14 protein-coding genes are annotated in these 17,449 nt (G+C 69.3%); 8 read left to right on the plus strand and 6 right to left on the minus strand.

Features of this window, described 5'->3' with window-relative positions:
* The first annotated feature begins 1 nt into the window (after position 1).
* Positions 2-586, plus strand: coding sequence for a TetR/AcrR family transcriptional regulator (locus EXE63_RS18180; RefSeq protein ID WP_168143055.1), 585 nt, complete (start codon positions 2-4; stop codon positions 584-586).
* Here the strand turns inward: EXE63_RS18180 and EXE63_RS18185 are convergent, their stop codons facing one another.
* From EXE63_RS18185 to EXE63_RS18195, 3 genes are read right to left on the minus strand one after another with little or no spacing between them, the layout of a single operon-like run.
* A complete protein-coding gene (locus EXE63_RS18185; RefSeq protein WP_168143056.1) occupies positions 587-1,837 on the minus strand; it encodes a lipopolysaccharide biosynthesis protein in 1,251 nt (416 codons plus the stop codon).
* A complete protein-coding gene (locus EXE63_RS18190) occupies positions 1,834-3,174 on the minus strand; it encodes a M1 family metallopeptidase (protein WP_168143057.1) in 1,341 nt (446 codons plus the stop codon). Before EXE63_RS18190 ends, EXE63_RS18185 begins: the two co-directional genes overlap by 4 nt.
* The gene (locus EXE63_RS18195) at positions 3,171-7,055 is read right to left on the minus strand and encodes a Pls/PosA family non-ribosomal peptide synthetase (RefSeq protein WP_168143058.1); all 3,885 of its coding nucleotides are present in this window, start codon (positions 7,053-7,055) and stop codon (positions 3,171-3,173) included. Before EXE63_RS18195 ends, EXE63_RS18190 begins: the two co-directional genes overlap by 4 nt.
* Before the next feature lie 121 nt (positions 7,056-7,176).
* Between EXE63_RS18195 and EXE63_RS18200 the strand changes: the two genes are divergently transcribed.
* From EXE63_RS18200 to EXE63_RS18220, 5 genes are all read left to right on the plus strand, one after another.
* On the plus strand, positions 7,177-7,584 hold the full coding sequence (locus tag EXE63_RS18200; RefSeq protein WP_209999734.1) for a hypothetical protein: 408 nt from the start codon (positions 7,177-7,179) through the stop codon (positions 7,582-7,584).
* A gap of 90 nt (positions 7,585-7,674) precedes the next feature.
* Positions 7,675-9,264 (plus strand): aldehyde dehydrogenase (NADP(+)), encoded by a 1,590-nt coding sequence (locus tag EXE63_RS18205; RefSeq protein ID WP_168143060.1) that lies wholly within the window; start codon positions 7,675-7,677, stop codon positions 9,262-9,264.
* Positions 9,265-9,297: 33 nt separating this feature from the next.
* Positions 9,298-10,227, plus strand: coding sequence for a 5-dehydro-4-deoxyglucarate dehydratase (locus EXE63_RS18210; RefSeq protein WP_168143061.1), 930 nt, complete (start codon positions 9,298-9,300; stop codon positions 10,225-10,227).
* 2 nt (positions 10,228-10,229) lie between these two features.
* Complete coding sequence (locus EXE63_RS18215) at positions 10,230-11,489, plus strand: glucarate dehydratase family protein (protein WP_168143062.1); 1,260 nt, start codon at positions 10,230-10,232, stop codon at positions 11,487-11,489.
* Positions 11,490-11,536: 47 nt separating this feature from the next.
* Positions 11,537-12,007 carry a PNPOx family protein gene (locus tag EXE63_RS18220; protein ID WP_168143063.1) on the plus strand — a complete coding sequence of 157 codons (471 nt, stop codon included), beginning with the start codon at positions 11,537-11,539 and terminating at the stop codon, positions 12,005-12,007.
* On the opposite strand, the gene EXE63_RS18225 is transcribed toward EXE63_RS18220, so the two are convergent.
* Both EXE63_RS18225 and EXE63_RS18230 read right to left on the minus strand, forming a co-directional pair.
* The gene (locus EXE63_RS18225) at positions 12,000-13,502 is read right to left on the minus strand and encodes an alkaline phosphatase D family protein (protein ID WP_168143064.1); all 1,503 of its coding nucleotides are present in this window, start codon (positions 13,500-13,502) and stop codon (positions 12,000-12,002) included. The genes EXE63_RS18220 and EXE63_RS18225 overlap by 8 nt on opposite strands.
* A 61-nt stretch (positions 13,503-13,563) precedes the next feature.
* A complete protein-coding gene (locus EXE63_RS18230; RefSeq protein WP_168143065.1) occupies positions 13,564-14,208 on the minus strand; it encodes a TetR/AcrR family transcriptional regulator in 645 nt (214 codons plus the stop codon).
* Between the two features lie 82 nt (positions 14,209-14,290).
* On the opposite strand from EXE63_RS18230, the gene EXE63_RS18235 reads away from it, so the two are divergent.
* Together EXE63_RS18235 and EXE63_RS18240 are read left to right on the plus strand one after the other, a co-directional pair.
* Complete coding sequence (locus EXE63_RS18235) at positions 14,291-15,250, plus strand: oxygenase MpaB family protein (RefSeq protein WP_234904178.1); 960 nt, start codon at positions 14,291-14,293, stop codon at positions 15,248-15,250.
* Between the two features lie 53 nt (positions 15,251-15,303).
* Positions 15,304-16,230, plus strand: a complete 927-nt coding sequence (locus tag EXE63_RS18240; RefSeq protein ID WP_168143066.1) for a LysR family transcriptional regulator — start codon at positions 15,304-15,306, stop codon at positions 16,228-16,230.
* Here EXE63_RS18240 and EXE63_RS18245 read toward each other — a convergent pair.
* Positions 16,227-17,195, minus strand: coding sequence for a 2-hydroxyacid dehydrogenase (locus EXE63_RS18245; protein WP_168143067.1), 969 nt, complete (start codon positions 17,193-17,195; stop codon positions 16,227-16,229). The genes EXE63_RS18240 and EXE63_RS18245 overlap by 4 nt on opposite strands.
* Positions 17,196-17,449: the final 254 nt, after the last annotated feature.

Here is a 17,449-nt window from a genome sequence, read left to right on the forward strand (position 1 = left end):
GATGGCCCGCACCCAGCAGCAGCGCCGAGCGGATACCATCGCGCGGCTGCTCGACGCCAGCATCGAGACCATCGTCGAGATGGGTTACGCGCGGGCATCGGCGGCGGTCATCGCCAAGCGGGCCGGCCTTTCGGTCGGCGCGTTGTTCCGGCATTTCCCGACCATGGGGGACTTCATGGCCGCCACCGGGTATGAGGTGCTGCGCAGGCAGCTGGAATCGTTCAGCAAGCAGGTGGCCCAGATCCCGAGCGGTGAGCCGGCGCTGCCCGCAGTGCTCTCCGTGCTGCGCGATATCACGGCCAGCGACACCAACGCCGTGCTCTATGAATTGATGGTCGCCGCCCGGACCGATGAAAAGCTGCGCGCCACACTGCATGTCGTGCTCACCGAATACAGCGCAAAGATCTTCGATGCCGCCGGCGCGGTCGCGCCCACAGATGGGCTCCCCGGCGACGCCCGGGCTGTGCTGACGGCGATCCTGACGAACACGTTCGACGGTGCGGCCATCCTGCGGCCGGTGATGACCGACCCGGAGTTCGAGGAGCGCAAACTCGCGATGCTGGCCGATCTGCTCGGCCGCTACTGACTACCCGCGGTCGGCTCTGGCCAGTGCGTACAGATGCACGGCGATGCCCACGATCGGCCCGCACAGCAGCGCGATGACGGTCCGGGTCTCCAGGTCAAGCGGGAGCAGCAGCAGCGCCACCGCGGCCAGCGTGGCGCCGACCCACCCCGCCGCATACGCGCGGTGCAGCGCCGCCGCGACGGCAGCCGCACCGGTGAGGGTGAGCAGGGCGATGGCCACCGCACCCGCGGTGAACCAGGCCAGCAGCCCGCCCGCGATCTGATAGTCGGGGCCGAAGGCGCTGCGCAGCAGCCACGGTCCGGCCGACCAGGCGGCCACCACACCAACGCCGCCGATCGTGGTCACCGCCACGGCCGGCACCACCAGCGCTCGCAGACGACGGTGGCTCTGGTCCACGAAGTGCGCGATCAGGTTGCCCTGCATGGCGGTCAGCGGTACCAGCAGCGGTGCCCGGGTGAGTGTCACCGCCAGGATCACCACACCCCCTGCCGCGCCGAGCTCACCGGTGGTGGCCTTGAGCAGCACCGGGAAACCCATGATGAGGACGGCGCTGGCGCCGGCCGCGGCCACCGAGTGGAAGGCTCCGGTCAGAAAGGTCCGGGCGCTGCCCGCGGCGGTCAGCCGGGCCGCGTCCCGAGTGGCCGGCGAAAGCGCCAGCAGGATCAGCCAGGCCACCGACCCGGCGACGGTGGCCCACAGGAAACCCGCCAGCCCCCACCCCAGCACGAAGGCGGTTGCGGCGATCGCCACCCGAAACACCGCATCGGTCACCATCAGCGATCCGTACTGCGTCCAGCGGTCCACTCCGGCGAGCATCCCGAGCAGCGTTGCGTGCAAGCAGAATCCGGCCAGCCCGATGCTCAGCAGGACCACGCTCAGCAGCTGGTCCTCGGTGAACACCCGGGCCGACCACAGCGGCGCGGTGACCGCGATCAGCACCGCTGAGCCGATGCCGACGACGGCGGCGATCCGCATGGGCCGCGTGGTCGCGGCGGGACGGTGTTGCCCACGCATCGCGCGGACCTCGCGGGTGGATTCCTGCAACAGGCCGTTGGCGGCGCCGCTGACCAGACCGAACGCCCCCCAGAACACCCCGAACAGGGAGAACCCGGCCGGGTCCAGATCGCGGGCGGCCAGATAGAGCACGGCATACCCGCACAGCGCGGACAGTGCGGTGGCGATCCCGACGCGGGCGACGCTTCCCCGTGTCACCGGACCGCGGGCCGGCACCGCCGCGCTGGCGTCGGTCACAGGTCCGGTACGTCCTTGGAGTACAGCCAGCGGTCCCACAGTGCACGCAGCGACACGTCGGCGTGGTTGGCCGCCAGCCCGGTGAAGTCGTCGGTGACGGCCGTGCTGTGCCGGTACCGAGTGGTCCAATCACGAAGCAGCGCAAAGAAGTTATCGTCGCCGATCACGCCGCGCAGCGCGTGCAGGGTGAGCGCGCCCCGTTTGTACACCCGGTCGTCGAACATATCGGCCGGGCCCGGGTCGGTCAGCAGCAGGTTCTGGGGTGAGTCCTTCAGCCTGCGGTGATACGACCGTGCCCGCTCGTCGGCGGTGGGGCCGCCGGACTCCTCGGACCACAGCCACTCCGCGTAGCACGCGAACCCCTCGTGCAGCCAGATGTCACGCCAGCGGCGCACCGTCACCGAGTTGCCGAACCACTGATGGGCGAGTTCGTGGGCGATCAACCGCTCCGCGCTGCGCTTGCCGTCGCAATGGTTGGCCCCGAATATCGAAAGCCCTTGCGCCTCAAGCGGTATTTCCAGATCGTCATCGGTGACGACGACGGTGTAGCCGCCCGCGAGCGGGTAGGGGCCGAACTGGCGGGTGAACAGTTTCATCATCTGGGGCTGCCGGCCGAAATCGTGCTCGAAGTTGCGCCGCAACCGATCCGGGAGCACTGCGTGCATCGGCACCGGGCTCTTCTGTAGCCGGTGGCGGCTGTACTCGCCGATCTGCAGGGTGATGAGGTAGGTCGAGGTCGGCTCGGTCTGCTCGTAGACCCAGGTTGTGTGGCTGGCCCGCACCTGCTTGGACAGCAGTTCACCGTTGGCCAGCGCGTAGTACGGGCTGTCGGTACCGATCCGGATGTGGAAGCTCGCCTTGGCGGCCGGATGATCGTCGCACGGGAACCACGAGGCCGCGCCGTTGGGCTGTCCGGCCACCAGTGCGCCGTTGGACAACTCCTCGAAACCGACCTCGCCCCACAGAGTTCGCAGCGGTCTGGGCGTTCCGCCGTAGCGGACCGCGACGGTCATCGCCGCACCGGCGGGCAGCGTGGCGCCGAGCGTGATGTGTAGCTTGCCCGCCGACGTTCGGAACTGGGCGGGGCGCCGGCCGTTGACCGTCACCTTCGATACCGACAGCGCGTCGGACAGGTCCAGCGTGAAGGTGCGCAGTGCGGCCAGCGTCACCGTGGTGATCGTGGCGGTCCCGGCGAGCCGGTTGATCGCCACCTTGTATTCGAGATCCAGTGCGTACCGCGACACCCGGTAGCCGAAGTTACCGTTGCGGGGCAGGTAGGGGTCGATGACCGGGGGCTGGTGTGCCGCCTTGCGGGCAGCTTTCTTGGCGGGCGTCACCGGTCATGCTTCTTGGGCCGTTTGATCGTCCATGGCGCAATCGGGTTGCCCTGCCACCTGGTCCACGGCGGCACCTCGTCACCACGCATCACCAGCGATGCCGGTCCGACGGTGGCGCCCTCGCCGATCCGCGATGCCGGCAGAGCCACGCAGTGCGGGCCCAGTGTCGCGCCCTCGTCGAGGATGACGGTGTCCATCCGCATGATCCGGTCGTGAAAGAGGTGGGTCTGCACCACACAGCCACGGTTGACGGTGCTGCCGTCGCCCAGGGTGATCAGGTCCGCCTCGGGCAGCCAGTACGTCTCGCACCACACCCCGCGGCCGATCTTCGCACCGAGCCCGCGCAGCCAGATGTTCATCACCGGGGTGCCGGTGGCGGCCCGGGCGAACCACGGTGCGGCCACCGTCTCCACAAAGGTGTCCGAGACCTCGTTGCGCCACACGAACGATGACCACAGCGGGTGCTCGATGGCGTCGATACGGCCCACCACAAGCCATTTCGCCGCCACCGCGATGGCTCCGGCCACCGCGCCGGCGATCAGGAGCACGAGGCCGCCCGCCAGCGCGGTCCAGCCGTAGCCGATGGCATCGGCCAACTGGTGCAGCGCGGCCAGCACCGCGACGCCGATCGCGAAGGTCACGATGACCGGGATGATGCGGCAGGTCTCCACGGCCGAGCGCATCACCCGCAGCTTGACCGACGGATTGAAGGTGCGGATCACATCGGCGGTGGTGGGTTTGCGGCGCAACCGGATCGGCGGGCTGCCCAGCCATGACGAGCCGGCCTTGGACTTGTGCGGTGCTGCCGACAGCACCGCCACCAGACCGTCGTCGGGGACCCGCCGTCCCGGCTGGGTGATACCGGAGTTGCCGAGGAACGCACGTTTGCCGATGGTGGCCTTCGCGACGTGGATCCATCCGCCGCCGAGTTCGTAGGAGGCCACCATGGTGTCATCGGCCAGGAACGCGCCGTCCTGGACCTCGGTGAACTTCGGGGTCAGCAGTGCTGTCGAGATCTCGGTGTCCTTACCGATTTTCGCGCCGAGCAGGCGCAACCACCACGGTGTCAGCAGGCTGGCGTAGATGGGGAACAGGTAGTTGCGCGCCGCATCCATCAGCCGCTCGGTGGCCCACAACTGCCAGCCGACGCGGCTGCGCACCGGGTGATAGCCCTCGGTCAGGCCTGCCGAGAGCAGGCGCACCCCGATCACCGTCAGCCCCGCGTACACCACCATCGCCACCAGTGCCGCCACCGGTGTCCAGGCCAGGGCCGGGAGCAGGGCGTCGGCCGGGGTGGCGGTACCGCGGATGGCCCAGCCAAGTACGGCGAGCCCGGCGGCCAGCGCGGCCAGCGGCAGCCCGCCCAGCAGCATCGACGTCACGCTGTAGAAGGCCACCCATACCGGTGCGCGGCCGGGCCGCTCCTGCGGCCAGGGATGGCGTGCCTTTCCGGATTTCGCCGCCGGCGAGCCCTTCCAGTACTGGCCGTTCTTCACCTTGCCGACGACACCGGAGCCCGCGGCGACATCGGCGTTCTTGCCGACGACCGCGCCCGGGAAGAGGGTGGTGCGTGCGCCGATGGTGGAGTCGTTGCCGACGGTGATCGGTCCGACATGGAACACGTCGCCGTCGATCCAGTGTCCGGTCAGGTCGACCTCGGGTTCGATGGAACAGCGGTGGCCAAGGGTCAGCATGCCGGTGACCGGCGGTGCGGAGTGCAGGTCGACCCCTTTGCCGACCGTATTACCAAGGGCGCGAGCGTAATACACCAACCACGGGGCGCCGGCCTGATTCTCCGCACCGCTGGCCTCGGCCAGTCGCTCGGCGAACCAGACGCGCAGATGCGCGCTACCGCCGCGGCGGTAGCTGCCCGGTTGCAATCCCGACAGCAGGGTGCGGGCGCCGAGTACGGCGATACCCATCCGGCCCGGCGGGGTGATGAAGATCAAGAAACCGGCGATGATCCACCACCAGTTCGCCGTTGCCGCCCACGGCACCAGCTCGGTGGTGGCCGCGATGTTGTTGAGGATCGCCAGCCAGATCACCCACTGCAGGCCGGTCAGCGTCGCCAGCGGCAACGACATCGCCACCTGCGCCAGTTGGGTGAGAACGGGTGTCGGTGCCACATCGCGGCGCACCACCTCCGGGGGCGGGGCCAATTCGTCGAGATAGCCGGCCAGCGAGCCGAGCCGCGGATGGTCGTACAGATCGGCGACGGTCACCTGCGGATAGCGTCCGCGGACCGCGGTGACCAGCTGCGCGGCCGACAGGGATCCGCCGCCGAGGGCGAAGAAATCGGCCTCCGGGCCATCCACCGCCGCGGCCAGCACATCGCGCCACAGGCCGGCCAGCCAGCCCATGGTGCCGCCGAGGTCGGGCTCCTCCTCCGCGGCTGCTCCGGGCGGGGGCCACGGCAGCGCGTTGCGGTCGACCTTGCCCGAGGTCCGGGTGGGCAGTTCGTCGAGCAGGACCAACCGGGGCACCAGCGCCGCGGGCAACGCGTCCGACAGCGCGGTGCGAGCCGCCGCCACGTCGAAGCCCGGGTCGGCACTGGCGATGTAGCCGACCAGCAGGGGAGTGCCGCTGGTGGTACGGCGCACCGCGGCCGCCCCGCCGCTGACGCCGGGCAGGTTCACCAACGCGGCGTCCACCTCGCCCAGTTCGATGCGGCGTCCGCCGACCTTGACCTGGTCATCGGCGCGACCCTGGAAGTACAGGCCGTCGGCCTCCAGCCGCACCAGGTCCCCGCTGCGGTAGGCGCGTTCCCAGCCCAGCGTCGGCATCGGGGCGTACTTCTCGGCGTCCTTCTCGGGGTCCAGGTAGCGGGCCAGCCCGACACCGCCGATGACGAGTTCGCCGGTGTCGCCCAGCCCGACCGGCAGCCCGTCCTTGTCGACGACGACGAGGTCCCAACCGGCCAATGGCAGCCCGATGCTCACCGCGGATTTTCCGTCCAGCGGCGCCGCGCAGGCCACTACGGTCGCCTCGGTGGGGCCGTAGGTGTTCCACACCTCGCGACCGTCGACGGCGAGGCGTTCGGCCAGTTCGGGTGGGCAGGCCTCGCCGCCGAAGATCAGCAGCCGGACCGCTTCCAGTGCCTCGGCGGGCCACAGCGCGGCCAGGGTCGGGACGGTCGAGACGACGGTGATGTCGCGGGTCACCAGCCATGGACCCAGGTCCATACCGCTGCGCACCAGCGACCGCGGAGCGGGCACCAGGCACGCGCCGTGGCGCCAGGCCAGCCACATCTCCTCGCAGGACGCGTCGAAGGCGACCGACAGCCCGGCGAGCACCCGGTCACCGGGGCCCAGCGGCGAGTCCCGCAGGAACATCCGGGCTTCGGCGTCGACGAAGGCGGCGGCGTTGCGGTGGGTGACCGCCACACCCTTGGGTGTGCCGGTGGATCCGGAGGTGAAGATGATCCAGGCGTCGTCGCGGGTCAGCGGTGCCGCGGCCCGCCAGCCGCGCGAGGATCCCGGGCCGCGCACCAGGCCCGCGTCGGTGATGATGGCCACCACCTGTGCCTCCCCGAAGACGAGTGCGGCGCGTTCTTCGGGGTCGTCGGCGTCGACCGGGACGTAGGCGGCGCCGGTGGCCAGGGTGGCCAGGATCGCGGTGTAGAGCGCGTAGCTGCCCGAGGCCATCCGGATGCCGACGCGGTCGCCGCGGCCGATGCCGCGGGCCGCGAGCCACTGCACGCTCTCTTCGATATCGCTGACCAGTTCCGAATAGGTCAGCTGCACGTCGCCGTCATCGATCGCGGGGGCATCCGGGAAACGGTTCGCGGTGTCGTAGAGGACGTCGATCAGGGTCCGCGGGGGAGCTGCCGCCGGGGAAAGTAGGTACTGGGGAGGTATGGCCTGCCCGGGCTCCGCTGTCACTGTTACAAACTACTAAGCCACCCGACCGGCCCGCGCGCGGCGCGCTGCCCCGCCATGTTGCGTTCAAGTCGTGGTGATCGCAACCGTGGGCGGGTCGTGCCCCTCTTCGTAGCGTGGCGGGGTGCGGTTATTCGTGGCGGATGAAGCGTGGAGTGAACTGACCTGCGGTCCCGAGCCGGTGGTCCGGGTGGCCGCCGACGACCTGCAGCAAGCCCGCCGGGCCCGTGCCCGGCTCCGCGATGACGACGGCGATGTGGCGGTGATCCTGGACGTCACGGTCGCGGTCGCCGGGGATGTGCGCGCCGCCTGTGCCTCGTTCGGCACCGACGAGTCCGTCCGCGGTGTGCGCTACGCGGGCACCGTGCGCGGGCTGGCCGGTCTGATCGCCGATATCGAGACCGCCGGGGTGGCCGACGGCGTCACGCTGGTGGGCGTCGCGTCACCGCCGAGCGCCACACCGCTGGACCTGGCTGAGATCGGCCGTACCGTGCTGGCGGTTCTCGAGCAGCGCAGCCGAATCTGCGCTTAGCGCGGGGCCGTCAGATTGATTCATGCACTGCATTAGTTGGCACTGAATCGGTCTTGGACATGAATGGATCGGCGTCTTAGCGTTAGAGCCATGACTGCCACCCTCGCCCATCAGCTGACCGGACAGATGATCATCGCGGGATCGCCCGTCAGCGGAACCGGTGCCGAGATCCGCGGATTCGACCCCGCCGCCGGTCAACCGCTCGAACCGGCCTACCGGCACGGCGACAGCGCCGATGTCGAGGCCGCCGCCGCCGCGGCCGCCGCCGCGTTCCCGGTCTACCGGGCCACCACGTCCGAGCAGCGCGCCCAGTTTCTGGAGGCCATCGCCGCGCGCATCGAAGCGGTCAAGGAAACCCTGATCGCCCGCGCCGTCGCCGAGAGCGGTCTACCCCAGGCCCGCATCACCGGCGAGGTCGGGCGCACCACCGGCCAGCTCCGGCTGTTCGCCGAAGTGCTGCGCGAGGGCAGCTGGAACGGCGCCCGCATCGACAACGCACTGCCCGACCGTGCGCCGCTGCCCCGCCCCGACATCCGTCAGCGTTTCATCCCGCTCGGCCCGGTCGCCGTGTTCAGCGCCTCGAACTTCCCACTGGCGTTCTCCGTCGCCGGCGGTGACACCGCCTCGGCCCTGGCCGCCGGGTGCCCCGTGGTCGTCAAGGGTCACGACGCGCACCCCGGCACCTCCGAGATCGTGGCGCGCGCCATCACCGAGGCCGTCGCCGAGAGCGGGCTGCCCGCCGGGACGTTCTCGCTGCTGTTCGGCACCGGCCAGAAGCTGGGCATCGCGCTGGTCACCGATCCGCGGATCAAGGCCGTCGGCTTCACCGGATCCCGCACCGGCGGAACGGCTCTGGTAGCCGCGGCCGCGGCCCGCCCCGAACCCATCCCGGTCTACGCCGAGATGAGCTCGATCAACCCGGTGTTCCTGCTCGACGGGGCGCTGAGCACCCGCGGCGCCGAACTCGGCAAGGCGTTCATCGGCTCGCTCACCATGGGCTCGGGCCAGTTCTGCACCAACCCGGGCCTGGTCATCGCCGTCGACGGACCCGGCCTGGACGCCTTCGTCGCCGCAGCCAGGGAGGCCGTCTCGGCCGCCCCCGCCACCCCGATGCTCACGCCGAACATCGCCGGCAGCTACGCGTCCGGCGTGGAGTCGCTCGCGGCCGCCGCCGAGCTGGTCGCACGCGGCGTCGAAGGAAGTGAAACCTGCGGCCAAGCAGCACTTTTCACCACCGATGCGAAGAGCTTCCTGGCGTCGGAGGACCTGCAGGCCGAGGTGTTCGGGGCGTCGAGCCTGATCGTACGCTGCGCCGACGCGGCGGAGGTTGCCGTTGTCGCCCAGGGCATCGAGGGTCAGCTGACTGCGACCGTGCACGCCGATGACTCCGATGGCGACGCCGCACGAGAGTTGCTGCCGCTGCTCGAACTCAAGGCGGGCCGGATTCTGTTCAACGGCTGGCCGACCGGTGTCGAGGTGTGCCACGCCATGGTGCACGGTGGCCCGTTCCCGGCCACCTCGGATTCCCGGACCACCTCGGTCGGGGCCCGCGCCATCGAGCGCTTCCTGCGTCCGGTCGCCTACCAGGACGTCCCGAAGGCCTTGCTGCCCAGCGCCATTGCCGACGGAAACCCCGAGCAGATCTGGCGTCGCATCGACGGCCGACTCTCCCAAGACTGACACACACCCACACCACACTCGAAAGGCCCGCCCATGCGTCCGAACTTTGACGGCGTCCTGTTCTTTCCCGTCACGCCCTTCACCGAATCCGGTGCGGTCGATCTCGAAGCCCTGGCCGCCCACCTGACCAAGGGTCTGGAGGCCGGCCCCGGCGGGATCTTCATCGCCTGCGGCACCGGCGAATTCCACGCCATCGACGAGGACGAGTTCCGCGATATCGTCACCACCGCGGTCAAGGTCGTCGCCGGCCGCGTCCCGGTGTACGCCGGTGCGGGTGGCTCGGTGGCCCAGGCCAAGCGCTTCGCCGTCACCGCGCAGGAAGCCGGCGCCGACGGCCTGCTGCTGCTGCCGCCCTACCTCGTCGAGGTACCGCAGCCCGGTCTTGTCGACTTCGTCGCCGCCGTCGCCGGGGCGACCGAACTGCCGGTCATCGTCTACAACCGCAACAACGCGAAGTTCACCGAGGCCTCCGCCGTCGCCGTCGCCAAGATCTCCAATGTCATCGGATTCAAGGACGGCACCGGCAATTTCGATCAGGTCGCGCGCATCGTGGCCGCGGTGAAGAGCGAGGTCGACCCCGACTTCCTGTTCTTCAACGGTCTGCCCACCGCCGAGACCACCCAGCTCGCGTTCCGCGCCATCGGCGTGCCGCTGTACTCGTCGGCGACGTTCGCCTTCGCGCCCGACCTGGCGCTGGCGTTCTACAACTCGCTGGAATCCGGCAACACCGAGCTGACCAACGCGCTGCTCAACGCCTTCTTCATCCCGCTGGTGCAGCTACGCGACACCGTTCCCGGCTACGCCGTCTCGCTGGTCAAGGCCGGCGTGACGATGGAGGGTGTGCCTGCAGGTCCGGTGCGTCCGCCGCTGGTGATGCCGCACGCCGATGACCTGGCCCAGCTGAACTCGATCATCGCCGCCGGACGTGCGGTGCTGGCCGCCTCGTTGAGCGAGGCCCGCTGATCATGGCGCCGATCAGGATCACCGGAGCCCGCATCACCCCGGTCGCGTTCGTCGACCCGCCGTTGCTCAACACGGTCGGGGTGCACCAGCCCTACGCGCTGCGCGCGATCATCCAGCTGGATACCGATGCGGGCCTGGTGGGCCTCGGCGAGACCTACGCGGACACCCGCCATCTGGCCAGGCTGAACGCCGCAGCCGTGGCGATCACCGGTTTGGATGTGTTCGCGCTCAACGAGATCCGGTCCGCGATCGCCGTCCGGCTGGCCGGTGATGACGCCGCCGTCGGCACGGCGGGCATGATCACCACGGCCAGCGCGGTGGACCAGGTGTTCTCGCCCTTCGAGGTGGCCTGCCTCGATGTGCAGGGTCACACCCTGGGCCGGCCGGTATCGGATCTGCTCGGCGGCAAGGTCCGCGATGCGGTCCCGTTCAGCGCCTACCTGTTCTACAAATGGGCCGCCCACCCCGGCCGGGAGCCCGATCGCTTCGGCGAAGCCCTCGATCCGGCCGGCCTGGTGGCCCAGGCGCGGTGCATCATCGACGAATACGGTTTCACCGCAATCAAACTCAAGGGCGGGGTGTTCCCTCCCGAGGAGGAGATGGCGGCCATCGAGGCACTGGCCGAAGCATTCCCCGGCATGCCGCTGCGGCTGGATCCCAACGCCGCCTGGACCCCGCAGACCTCGGTGAAGGTGGCCTCCGGACTGGCAGGCATCCTGCAGTATCTGGAGGATCCGACGCCGGGCCTGGACGGGATGGCCTCCGTGGCCAGTGAGTCGCCGCTTCCACTCGCCACCAACATGTGCGTCGTAGCGTTCGATCAGCTGGCACCCGCCGTGGCCAAGGGCTCGGTGAAAGTGGTTCTCTCCGATCATCATTACTGGGGCGGTCTGCAGCGATCCCGGCTGCTCGCCGGGATCTGCGAAACGTTCGGTCTCGGCCTGTCCATGCATTCCAACTCGCATCTGGGCATCAGCCTTGCCGCCATGGTGCACCTGGCCGGCGCGACACCGAATCTCAGCTACGCCTGTGATACGCACTGGCCGTGGAAGACCGAAGAGGTCGTCAAGGACGGTGCGCTGCGCTTCGTGGACGGCTCCGTCCCGGTGCCCACCACGCCGGGCCTGGGCGTCGAGATCGACGAGGACTCGCTGGCCGCACTGCACGAGCAGTACCTGCGTTGTGGGATCCGGGATCGTGATGACACCGGTTACATGCGGACCGTCGACCCGAGCTTCGAACTGGTCAGCCCACGCTGGTAGGCGCTGCACTTCTCCCGTCGCTTCGCTCACCCCGCTACGGTGGGTGGATGGAAGACCAGTCGGCAGTTGACGTCGCCCACCCACCGCAGTTGCTGCTCAACGCCGTCAACCGGGTGCTCAAGGTTGCCCTCAAGACCCCATTGGGCGGCTTCGTCGGCGATTTCATGCTGGTGGCCTTCACCGGTCGTAAGACCGGGAAGCGGTATGCGACGCCGGTGAGCGCGCATGCGCTCGACGGTGCCCTCTATGTCGTGCTGGAGGCGCAGTGGAAGTACAACTTCCGCGACGGCGCCGACGCGCAGGTGTCCTACCGCGGCAAGACCAGCACCATGCGCGGCGAACTCATCACCGAACCCGCCACCGTCGCCGGCATCGCCGACCAGATTGCCAGGTCCTACAGCCCGAAGAAGGCGCAACGGCAGATGGGGATGGCCTTCCGCGGCGGGGCGTATCCCACCCTGGCCGAGTGGGAGGAATCCGTGCGTCGGATGAAGATCGCGGCCATCAAGCTCACGTGAGGACCGGGGCACGGTCGGCGATGACGAACGTCGCATCCGTGCGTGCCGGCGCATCGGGACGGGTGACGAACGGTAGCGTCCGGAAGTCGGCTCGCAGTTCGTCGGCCGTGATGCGGGTGCGGACGTAGCCCCGGCGGTTGCTGAAATATTTGATGTGCGGATTCTCCGGAAGGATCACGTCCACATCAGAGCGGGAGTCCGAACCGTCTCCGCCCGACGAGATCGATGTCGTCACCAATTCCGTTGCCACCGGCCCTGACCGGGGATCGCTGATCTCCGCGGCCCAGTGCGAGTGCACATCGCCGGTCAGCACGACGGGGTTGCGCGCACCGGCCAGCCCGGCGGTGAGCCGGTCGCGGCCGGCTGCGTAACCGTCCCACGCGTCGGCGTTGACGCCGCGTCGCGGTCCCGCCACCACATCCAGTGGAGCGAAGAACACCTGCTGGCCCAGGATGTCCCAGCGGGCCCGCGAATCCCGCAGGCCGTCGAGCAGCCAGCGTTCCTGAGCGGGACCCGTCAGGGTGCGCCCCGCGGAGTCGAGCTCGGGACAGTCGGCGTCATACGCATCGCCGCAGGCCTGATCGGTCCGGTACTGACGGGTGTCGAGCATGTGAAAGGTCGCCAGCGCGCCCCACTGCACGCGCCGGTAGAGCTGCATCGCGGCTCCCTGCGGCCGTGCCGGGGCCCGCAGCGGCATGTTCTCGTAGTAGGCCTGCATCGCCGCGGCGCGCCTCGCCGTGAAGCCCGGTTGCGGTTCCTCGGGCGTATCGGCGGCCCAGTTGTTGTCCAGTTCGTGGTCGTCGAACACCACCAGCCATGGTGCTGCGGCGTGTGCGGCCTGCAGATCGGGATCGGTCTTGTACTGCGCGAACCGCTGGCGGTAGTGGGCCAGCGTGACGGTTTCCGGTCCTATGTGTCTGCGCACACCGCCGTCACGGCCGGCGTACTCGTACTGGTAGTCACCCAGGTGCACCACGAGATCCGGGTGGTCCTCGGCGAGTCGTCGGTAGCCGGTGAACCAGCCCTGTTCATAGTTCGAGCACGACGCGACACACATCGTCAGGGGCGCCAGCGCGCCGGGCTCCGGTGCCGTGCGGGTCCGCCCGGTTGCCGACAGGTACCCACCGGTGCGAAACCGGTAGAAGTACTCGGTGCCCGGACGCAGGCCGGCGAGCTCGATGCGCACCGAGTGCGCCGATTCCGGTGCGGCCACCGCGATCCCGCGCTGTTCGACACCGCGGAAGCGGTCGTCGGTGGCGATCTCCCACTCGAGATCGACCGTCCGCCAGGGCATTCCGCCGTGGCCGTCATCGGCCAGCGGGACCGGCGCCAGTCGCGTCCAGATCACCACGCCATCGGGGACGGGTTCACCGGAGGCCACCCCGAGGGTGAACGGGTCGCCGGGCAAACCGGGCCGGCCGAAGCCGACCAGCGGAACCGCCGCGACGGCCAGGGCCCCGCCGAGCAGCGCCCGGCGGCTGAGATTCGTCGACACGCCGCAGTGTCAGATGCCGACCTTGCCCGCAGGTGACGCGCAGTCGTCCGGTGTCTCTCCGTCAGTCGTCATCTCGTGGTTGCCGTGCGGCCGGTGCGCGCACCGCCTCGAACAGTCGCACCAGCACCTCCACCAGGTGCTCGCGGTCGACCTCGACATCGCCGAGCAGCACCGCGCCGATGGTGCTGATGACGCCGCCGACCAGGAACTGCGAGACCAGACGCAGGTCGGTGGGTAGATCGTCGGTGGGCAGGCTCGGGTCGCCACTGGATGCCGTGGATGCCAGCATGCCGGCGAACCGGCTGGATTCCTGCAGGCTGCGCCGGCCCAGCGCCGGCGATGCGGTGGCCTCCAGCACCAGGATCCGGCCCTTGCGTGGGTCAGCGAGAATCAGGTCGACCAGTTCGGCCAGCACCGCGCGGGTTCTCGCGAGGCCGTCATCGGGCGCTTCGGCCAGCGCAGTGACCGACCGGCGCGCGCTCTCCTCGACGACCATGTCGTAGACGGCCAGATGCAGCGCCTCGATGTCGGGGAAACTCTCGTAGAAGTAGCGTGCCGCAACCCCCGAGGCCTCGGTGACGCCGCGCACCGTGGTGCCCGCGATACCGCGGGTGCCCATCAGTTCCAGTCCGGCGGCGAGCAACCGGGCGCGTCGTTCGGCGATCCGGTCATCGGCGGTCTGCCCTCCATACCGCCGGGTGACCATCGAACCATCTTGACACAGCGCATATCGGGCTGGTTTCCTCAATCTGCACACAGGTGTTTCCTGTTTTGCGATGGGAGATCAGATGACCGGCACCGCAATCGAAACGACCACGGCAGCTCCGAAGCCCTGGGAGCCCGGGCAGCCGCATCACGAGCTGGCCGCCGACGTGCGCTGGTGGATGGGGATGCCGTTGGCGTTCGGTTTGTTCGGGCGGCTGGCGCTCGACCAGGTGGCCTACCGCAAGGTCGCCGCCGCCGTCGATGCCAGTGGGCGCTTCGCCTCGAACTTCACCGACCGTGGGCTGAACAGCTATCTGTGGAACGGCCCGCTGGCCTTCGGCGATGACGCCGACCGCCACGCCGCCCAGGACCGGCTGAAGTCGAAACACGGGGCGGTTCGCGGTGTCGGCACAGGCGATTTCGAGGGCGAACGTTTCAGCGCGCTGGATCCCGCACTGTGGAAATGGGTCGGCACCACATCGCTGAACATCTTCTACGCCGGCTACGTCGCGGTCTACGGTAAGGACCTGACCGCCGAGCAACGCGAGGTCGTGTATCGAACTGTGTGCGCTATGGCCGATTTCGGGTTGCCGAGCACCGCATCCGATGTGCCGCCGACGGTGGCCGAGATGCAGGCCTACTACGACGAGATCGCGGCCACCGAACTGGCGGTCAATCCGTTCCTGCTCTGGGCCGCGGACCAGTTCGGCGCGCCGCCGGTGCCGACGTTGTTCGGCCCGCGCTGGCTGCACCGGGCCATCGCGCCGGCCTGGCGGTTGGCGGCCCCGGTCCTGGCCCGGCCGGCCCGTATCTGCGCGGAGTCGACCACCCACCCGAAGATGATGGAATTGCTGGGCAGCGGCTGGAACTCGCGAAAGCAGCTCGAATTCGCCTGCTACCGGGCCGGCATCCGGGCTGCGCGGCGGTGGTTGCCGAAGTGGGCACTGCTGGAACCGATGGCCTACAACCGGTACCGCTATGAACAGTTGCGCGCCTTCCACCACAAATACGAGTTGGAGTCCTTCGCGCCGGCCGCGAGCTAGACTGATGCACTGCTGACGTCCCGCATCGGTGCGGTGATACGAGGAGTGCATGGATGTTCTCACTGGCCCGGCTGTCCTGTTTCATCGCCGTCGCCGAGGAACTGCATTTCGGCCGCGCCGCCGAGCGTCTGCACATGACCCAGCCCCCGCTGAGTCGCCAGATCCAGCAGCTGGAAACCGAACTCGGCGTGCAGCTCATCGACCGGACCACCCGCTCGGTGACCCTGACCCCGGCCGGAGTGGCCTTCCTGCCCGACGCGCGCCGCATCGTGGCGCTGGCCGAGAGCGCCGCGCTCACCGTGCGCCGGGTACCGGCGGGTGACCTGGGCACGGTGGTGGTCGGATTCACCGCGGCCTCTGCGCATGCGGTGCTGCCGCGCCTGCTCGAGCAGACGCGCAGCATCCTTCCGGATGTGAAACTCGAACTGCGCGAGATGGTTTCATCGGTGCAGATCGAGGCGCTGATGAGCGGCGAGATCGACCTCGGGATGGCGCGGCCACCCTTGAAGCGGCCCGGCATCGTGTCCCGTCCGTTGCTGCACGAGCAGTTGGTGGCCGCGCTGCCCGCCGGGCACCCGCTCACCGAGCAGGCACGTCAGCTCACCCTCAACGATCTCGACGGCCAGGACTTTGTGATGTACTCGCCGGTGCAGGCGCGGTATTTCAACGAGCTCCTGATCAGCACGTTCACCATCGCCGGCGCGACGCCGCGGTTCGTGCAGTTCGTCACCCAGGTGCACACCATGCTGGTGCTCGTGCGTTCCGGGATCGGGATCGCGCTGGTCCCGGCCTCGGCGGCGACGCTGCACCCCGAGGGGGTGGTGTTCCGGACCATCGGGGCGTTCCGGGAACGCCCGGTCGAACTCGACGCCGCGTGGCGCGGGGACAGCACCAACCCGGCCCTGCTGAGGCTGCTGCGCGATGTGCTGCCGCCCCGCGAGTGGACGACAGATGACCTGGTGGAACAGGTGATCGTTTAGACGCGTGCGCCGGGCTGCAGCACCGGGGTGACCAACCTGCCGGTGGCCAGGAACTCGTCGAGGTTGCGCAGCGTGAGGTCCTCCATCGCCGCGCGGGTCTGCACGGTGCCGCTGCCGACATGGGGGAGCAGCACCACGTTGTCCAGCCCGAGCAACTCGGAAGGGACGTTGGGCTCGTCGGCGAACACGTCGAGCCCGGCGCCGGCCAGTCGGCCGTCGCGCAGCGCCGCCACCAGGGCAACCTCGTCGACGACGCTGCCGCGGGCGATGTTGATCAGATAGCCGTCGGCCCCCAGCGCGTCGAGGACCGCGGCGTCGACCAGCTTCTTGGTGCTGCTGCCGCCGGCCGCGGCGACCACCAGCACGTCGACCCGCTGCGCGAGTTCGGCCGGCGACCCGACATAGGTGTACGCGGAGTCGGTGACCTCGCGGCGGTTGTGGTAGCTGATCGTGCATCCGAACGCGCTGAGCCGCTTGGCGATTGCGCCACCGATGCGGCCCAGCCCGATGATCCCCACCCGGGTGTTGCTCACCTGCCGGGTCAGCGGGTAGTTGCCGCCGGCCGACCACCGGCCGGCTCGCACGTAGCGGTCGGCAGCGGAGAACTGGCGCATGGTGTCGATCAACAGGCCCACCGCCGTGTCGGCGACGCAGTCTGTCAGGACGTCGGGGGTGTTACTCACCCCGACGCCCCGAGCTTCGGCGGCCTCGACATCGGTGGTGTCGTAGCCGACGCCGAAGTTCACCACCGCCCCGAGGCGGGGCAACTCGGCCATCAGCGCAGCGTCCACGCCGGTGCGCCCGGAGGTGACGACGGCGGTGATGTCGGCGCCGGAACCGGCGAGGAACTCCGCCCGCGCAGCGGCATCGTCGGGGAGGATCTGCGCCCGGTAACGGGTGCGCAGGGTCTCGGCCAGGGACGGCTTGAGGGGGCCGACCTGCAGGATGTTGGCTGTATCGGGCATGGCTGCTCCTTCGCTGCTCACTACGTACGGTATTGAGACCTGCGGATACCTGTCCAACACGGAAATAGCATGGGTTGATGCAGAACCCGCATGACTAGGCAATCCTGCGCCCGTCCCGGGTATCAAAGCCTCGCCTGTCGAACGAAAATCGCAGCTCAACGGCACTTTCCCCGACCCATCTGCGGCGTCGGCCGAGCCGCAGGCACCGCTCAGCGCCCCATTTCGGGCGGTTGACGCTGTCCGAGAGCCGCTCC

This window comes from Mycolicibacterium frederiksbergense (assembly GCF_012223425.1).
GTDB classification, from domain to species: domain Bacteria; phylum Actinomycetota; class Actinomycetes; order Mycobacteriales; family Mycobacteriaceae; genus Mycobacterium; species Mycobacterium frederiksbergense.

Excerpts from the sequence above, each read along its gene's own strand:
- EXE63_RS18180 (WP_168143055.1), top strand. The coding sequence starts at position 2 with ATGGCCCGCACCCAGCAGCAGCGCCGAGCGGATACCATCGCGCGGCTG.
- EXE63_RS18205 (WP_168143060.1), top strand. The coding sequence starts at position 7,675 with ATGACTGCCACCCTCGCCCATCAGCTGACCGGACAGATGATCATCGCG.
- EXE63_RS18210 (WP_168143061.1), top strand. The coding sequence starts at position 9,298 with ATGCGTCCGAACTTTGACGGCGTCCTGTTCTTTCCCGTCACGCCCTTC.
- EXE63_RS18215 (WP_168143062.1), top strand. The coding sequence starts at position 10,230 with ATGGCGCCGATCAGGATCACCGGAGCCCGCATCACCCCGGTCGCGTTC.
- EXE63_RS18220 (WP_168143063.1), top strand. The coding sequence starts at position 11,537 with ATGGAAGACCAGTCGGCAGTTGACGTCGCCCACCCACCGCAGTTGCTG.
- EXE63_RS18230 (WP_168143065.1), bottom strand. The coding sequence starts at position 14,208 with ATGGTCACCCGGCGGTATGGAGGGCAGACCGCCGATGACCGGATCGCC.
- EXE63_RS18235 (WP_234904178.1), top strand. The coding sequence starts at position 14,291 with ATGACCGGCACCGCAATCGAAACGACCACGGCAGCTCCGAAGCCCTGG.
- EXE63_RS18240 (WP_168143066.1), top strand. The coding sequence starts at position 15,304 with ATGTTCTCACTGGCCCGGCTGTCCTGTTTCATCGCCGTCGCCGAGGAA.
- EXE63_RS18245 (WP_168143067.1), bottom strand. The coding sequence starts at position 17,195 with ATGCCCGATACAGCCAACATCCTGCAGGTCGGCCCCCTCAAGCCGTCC.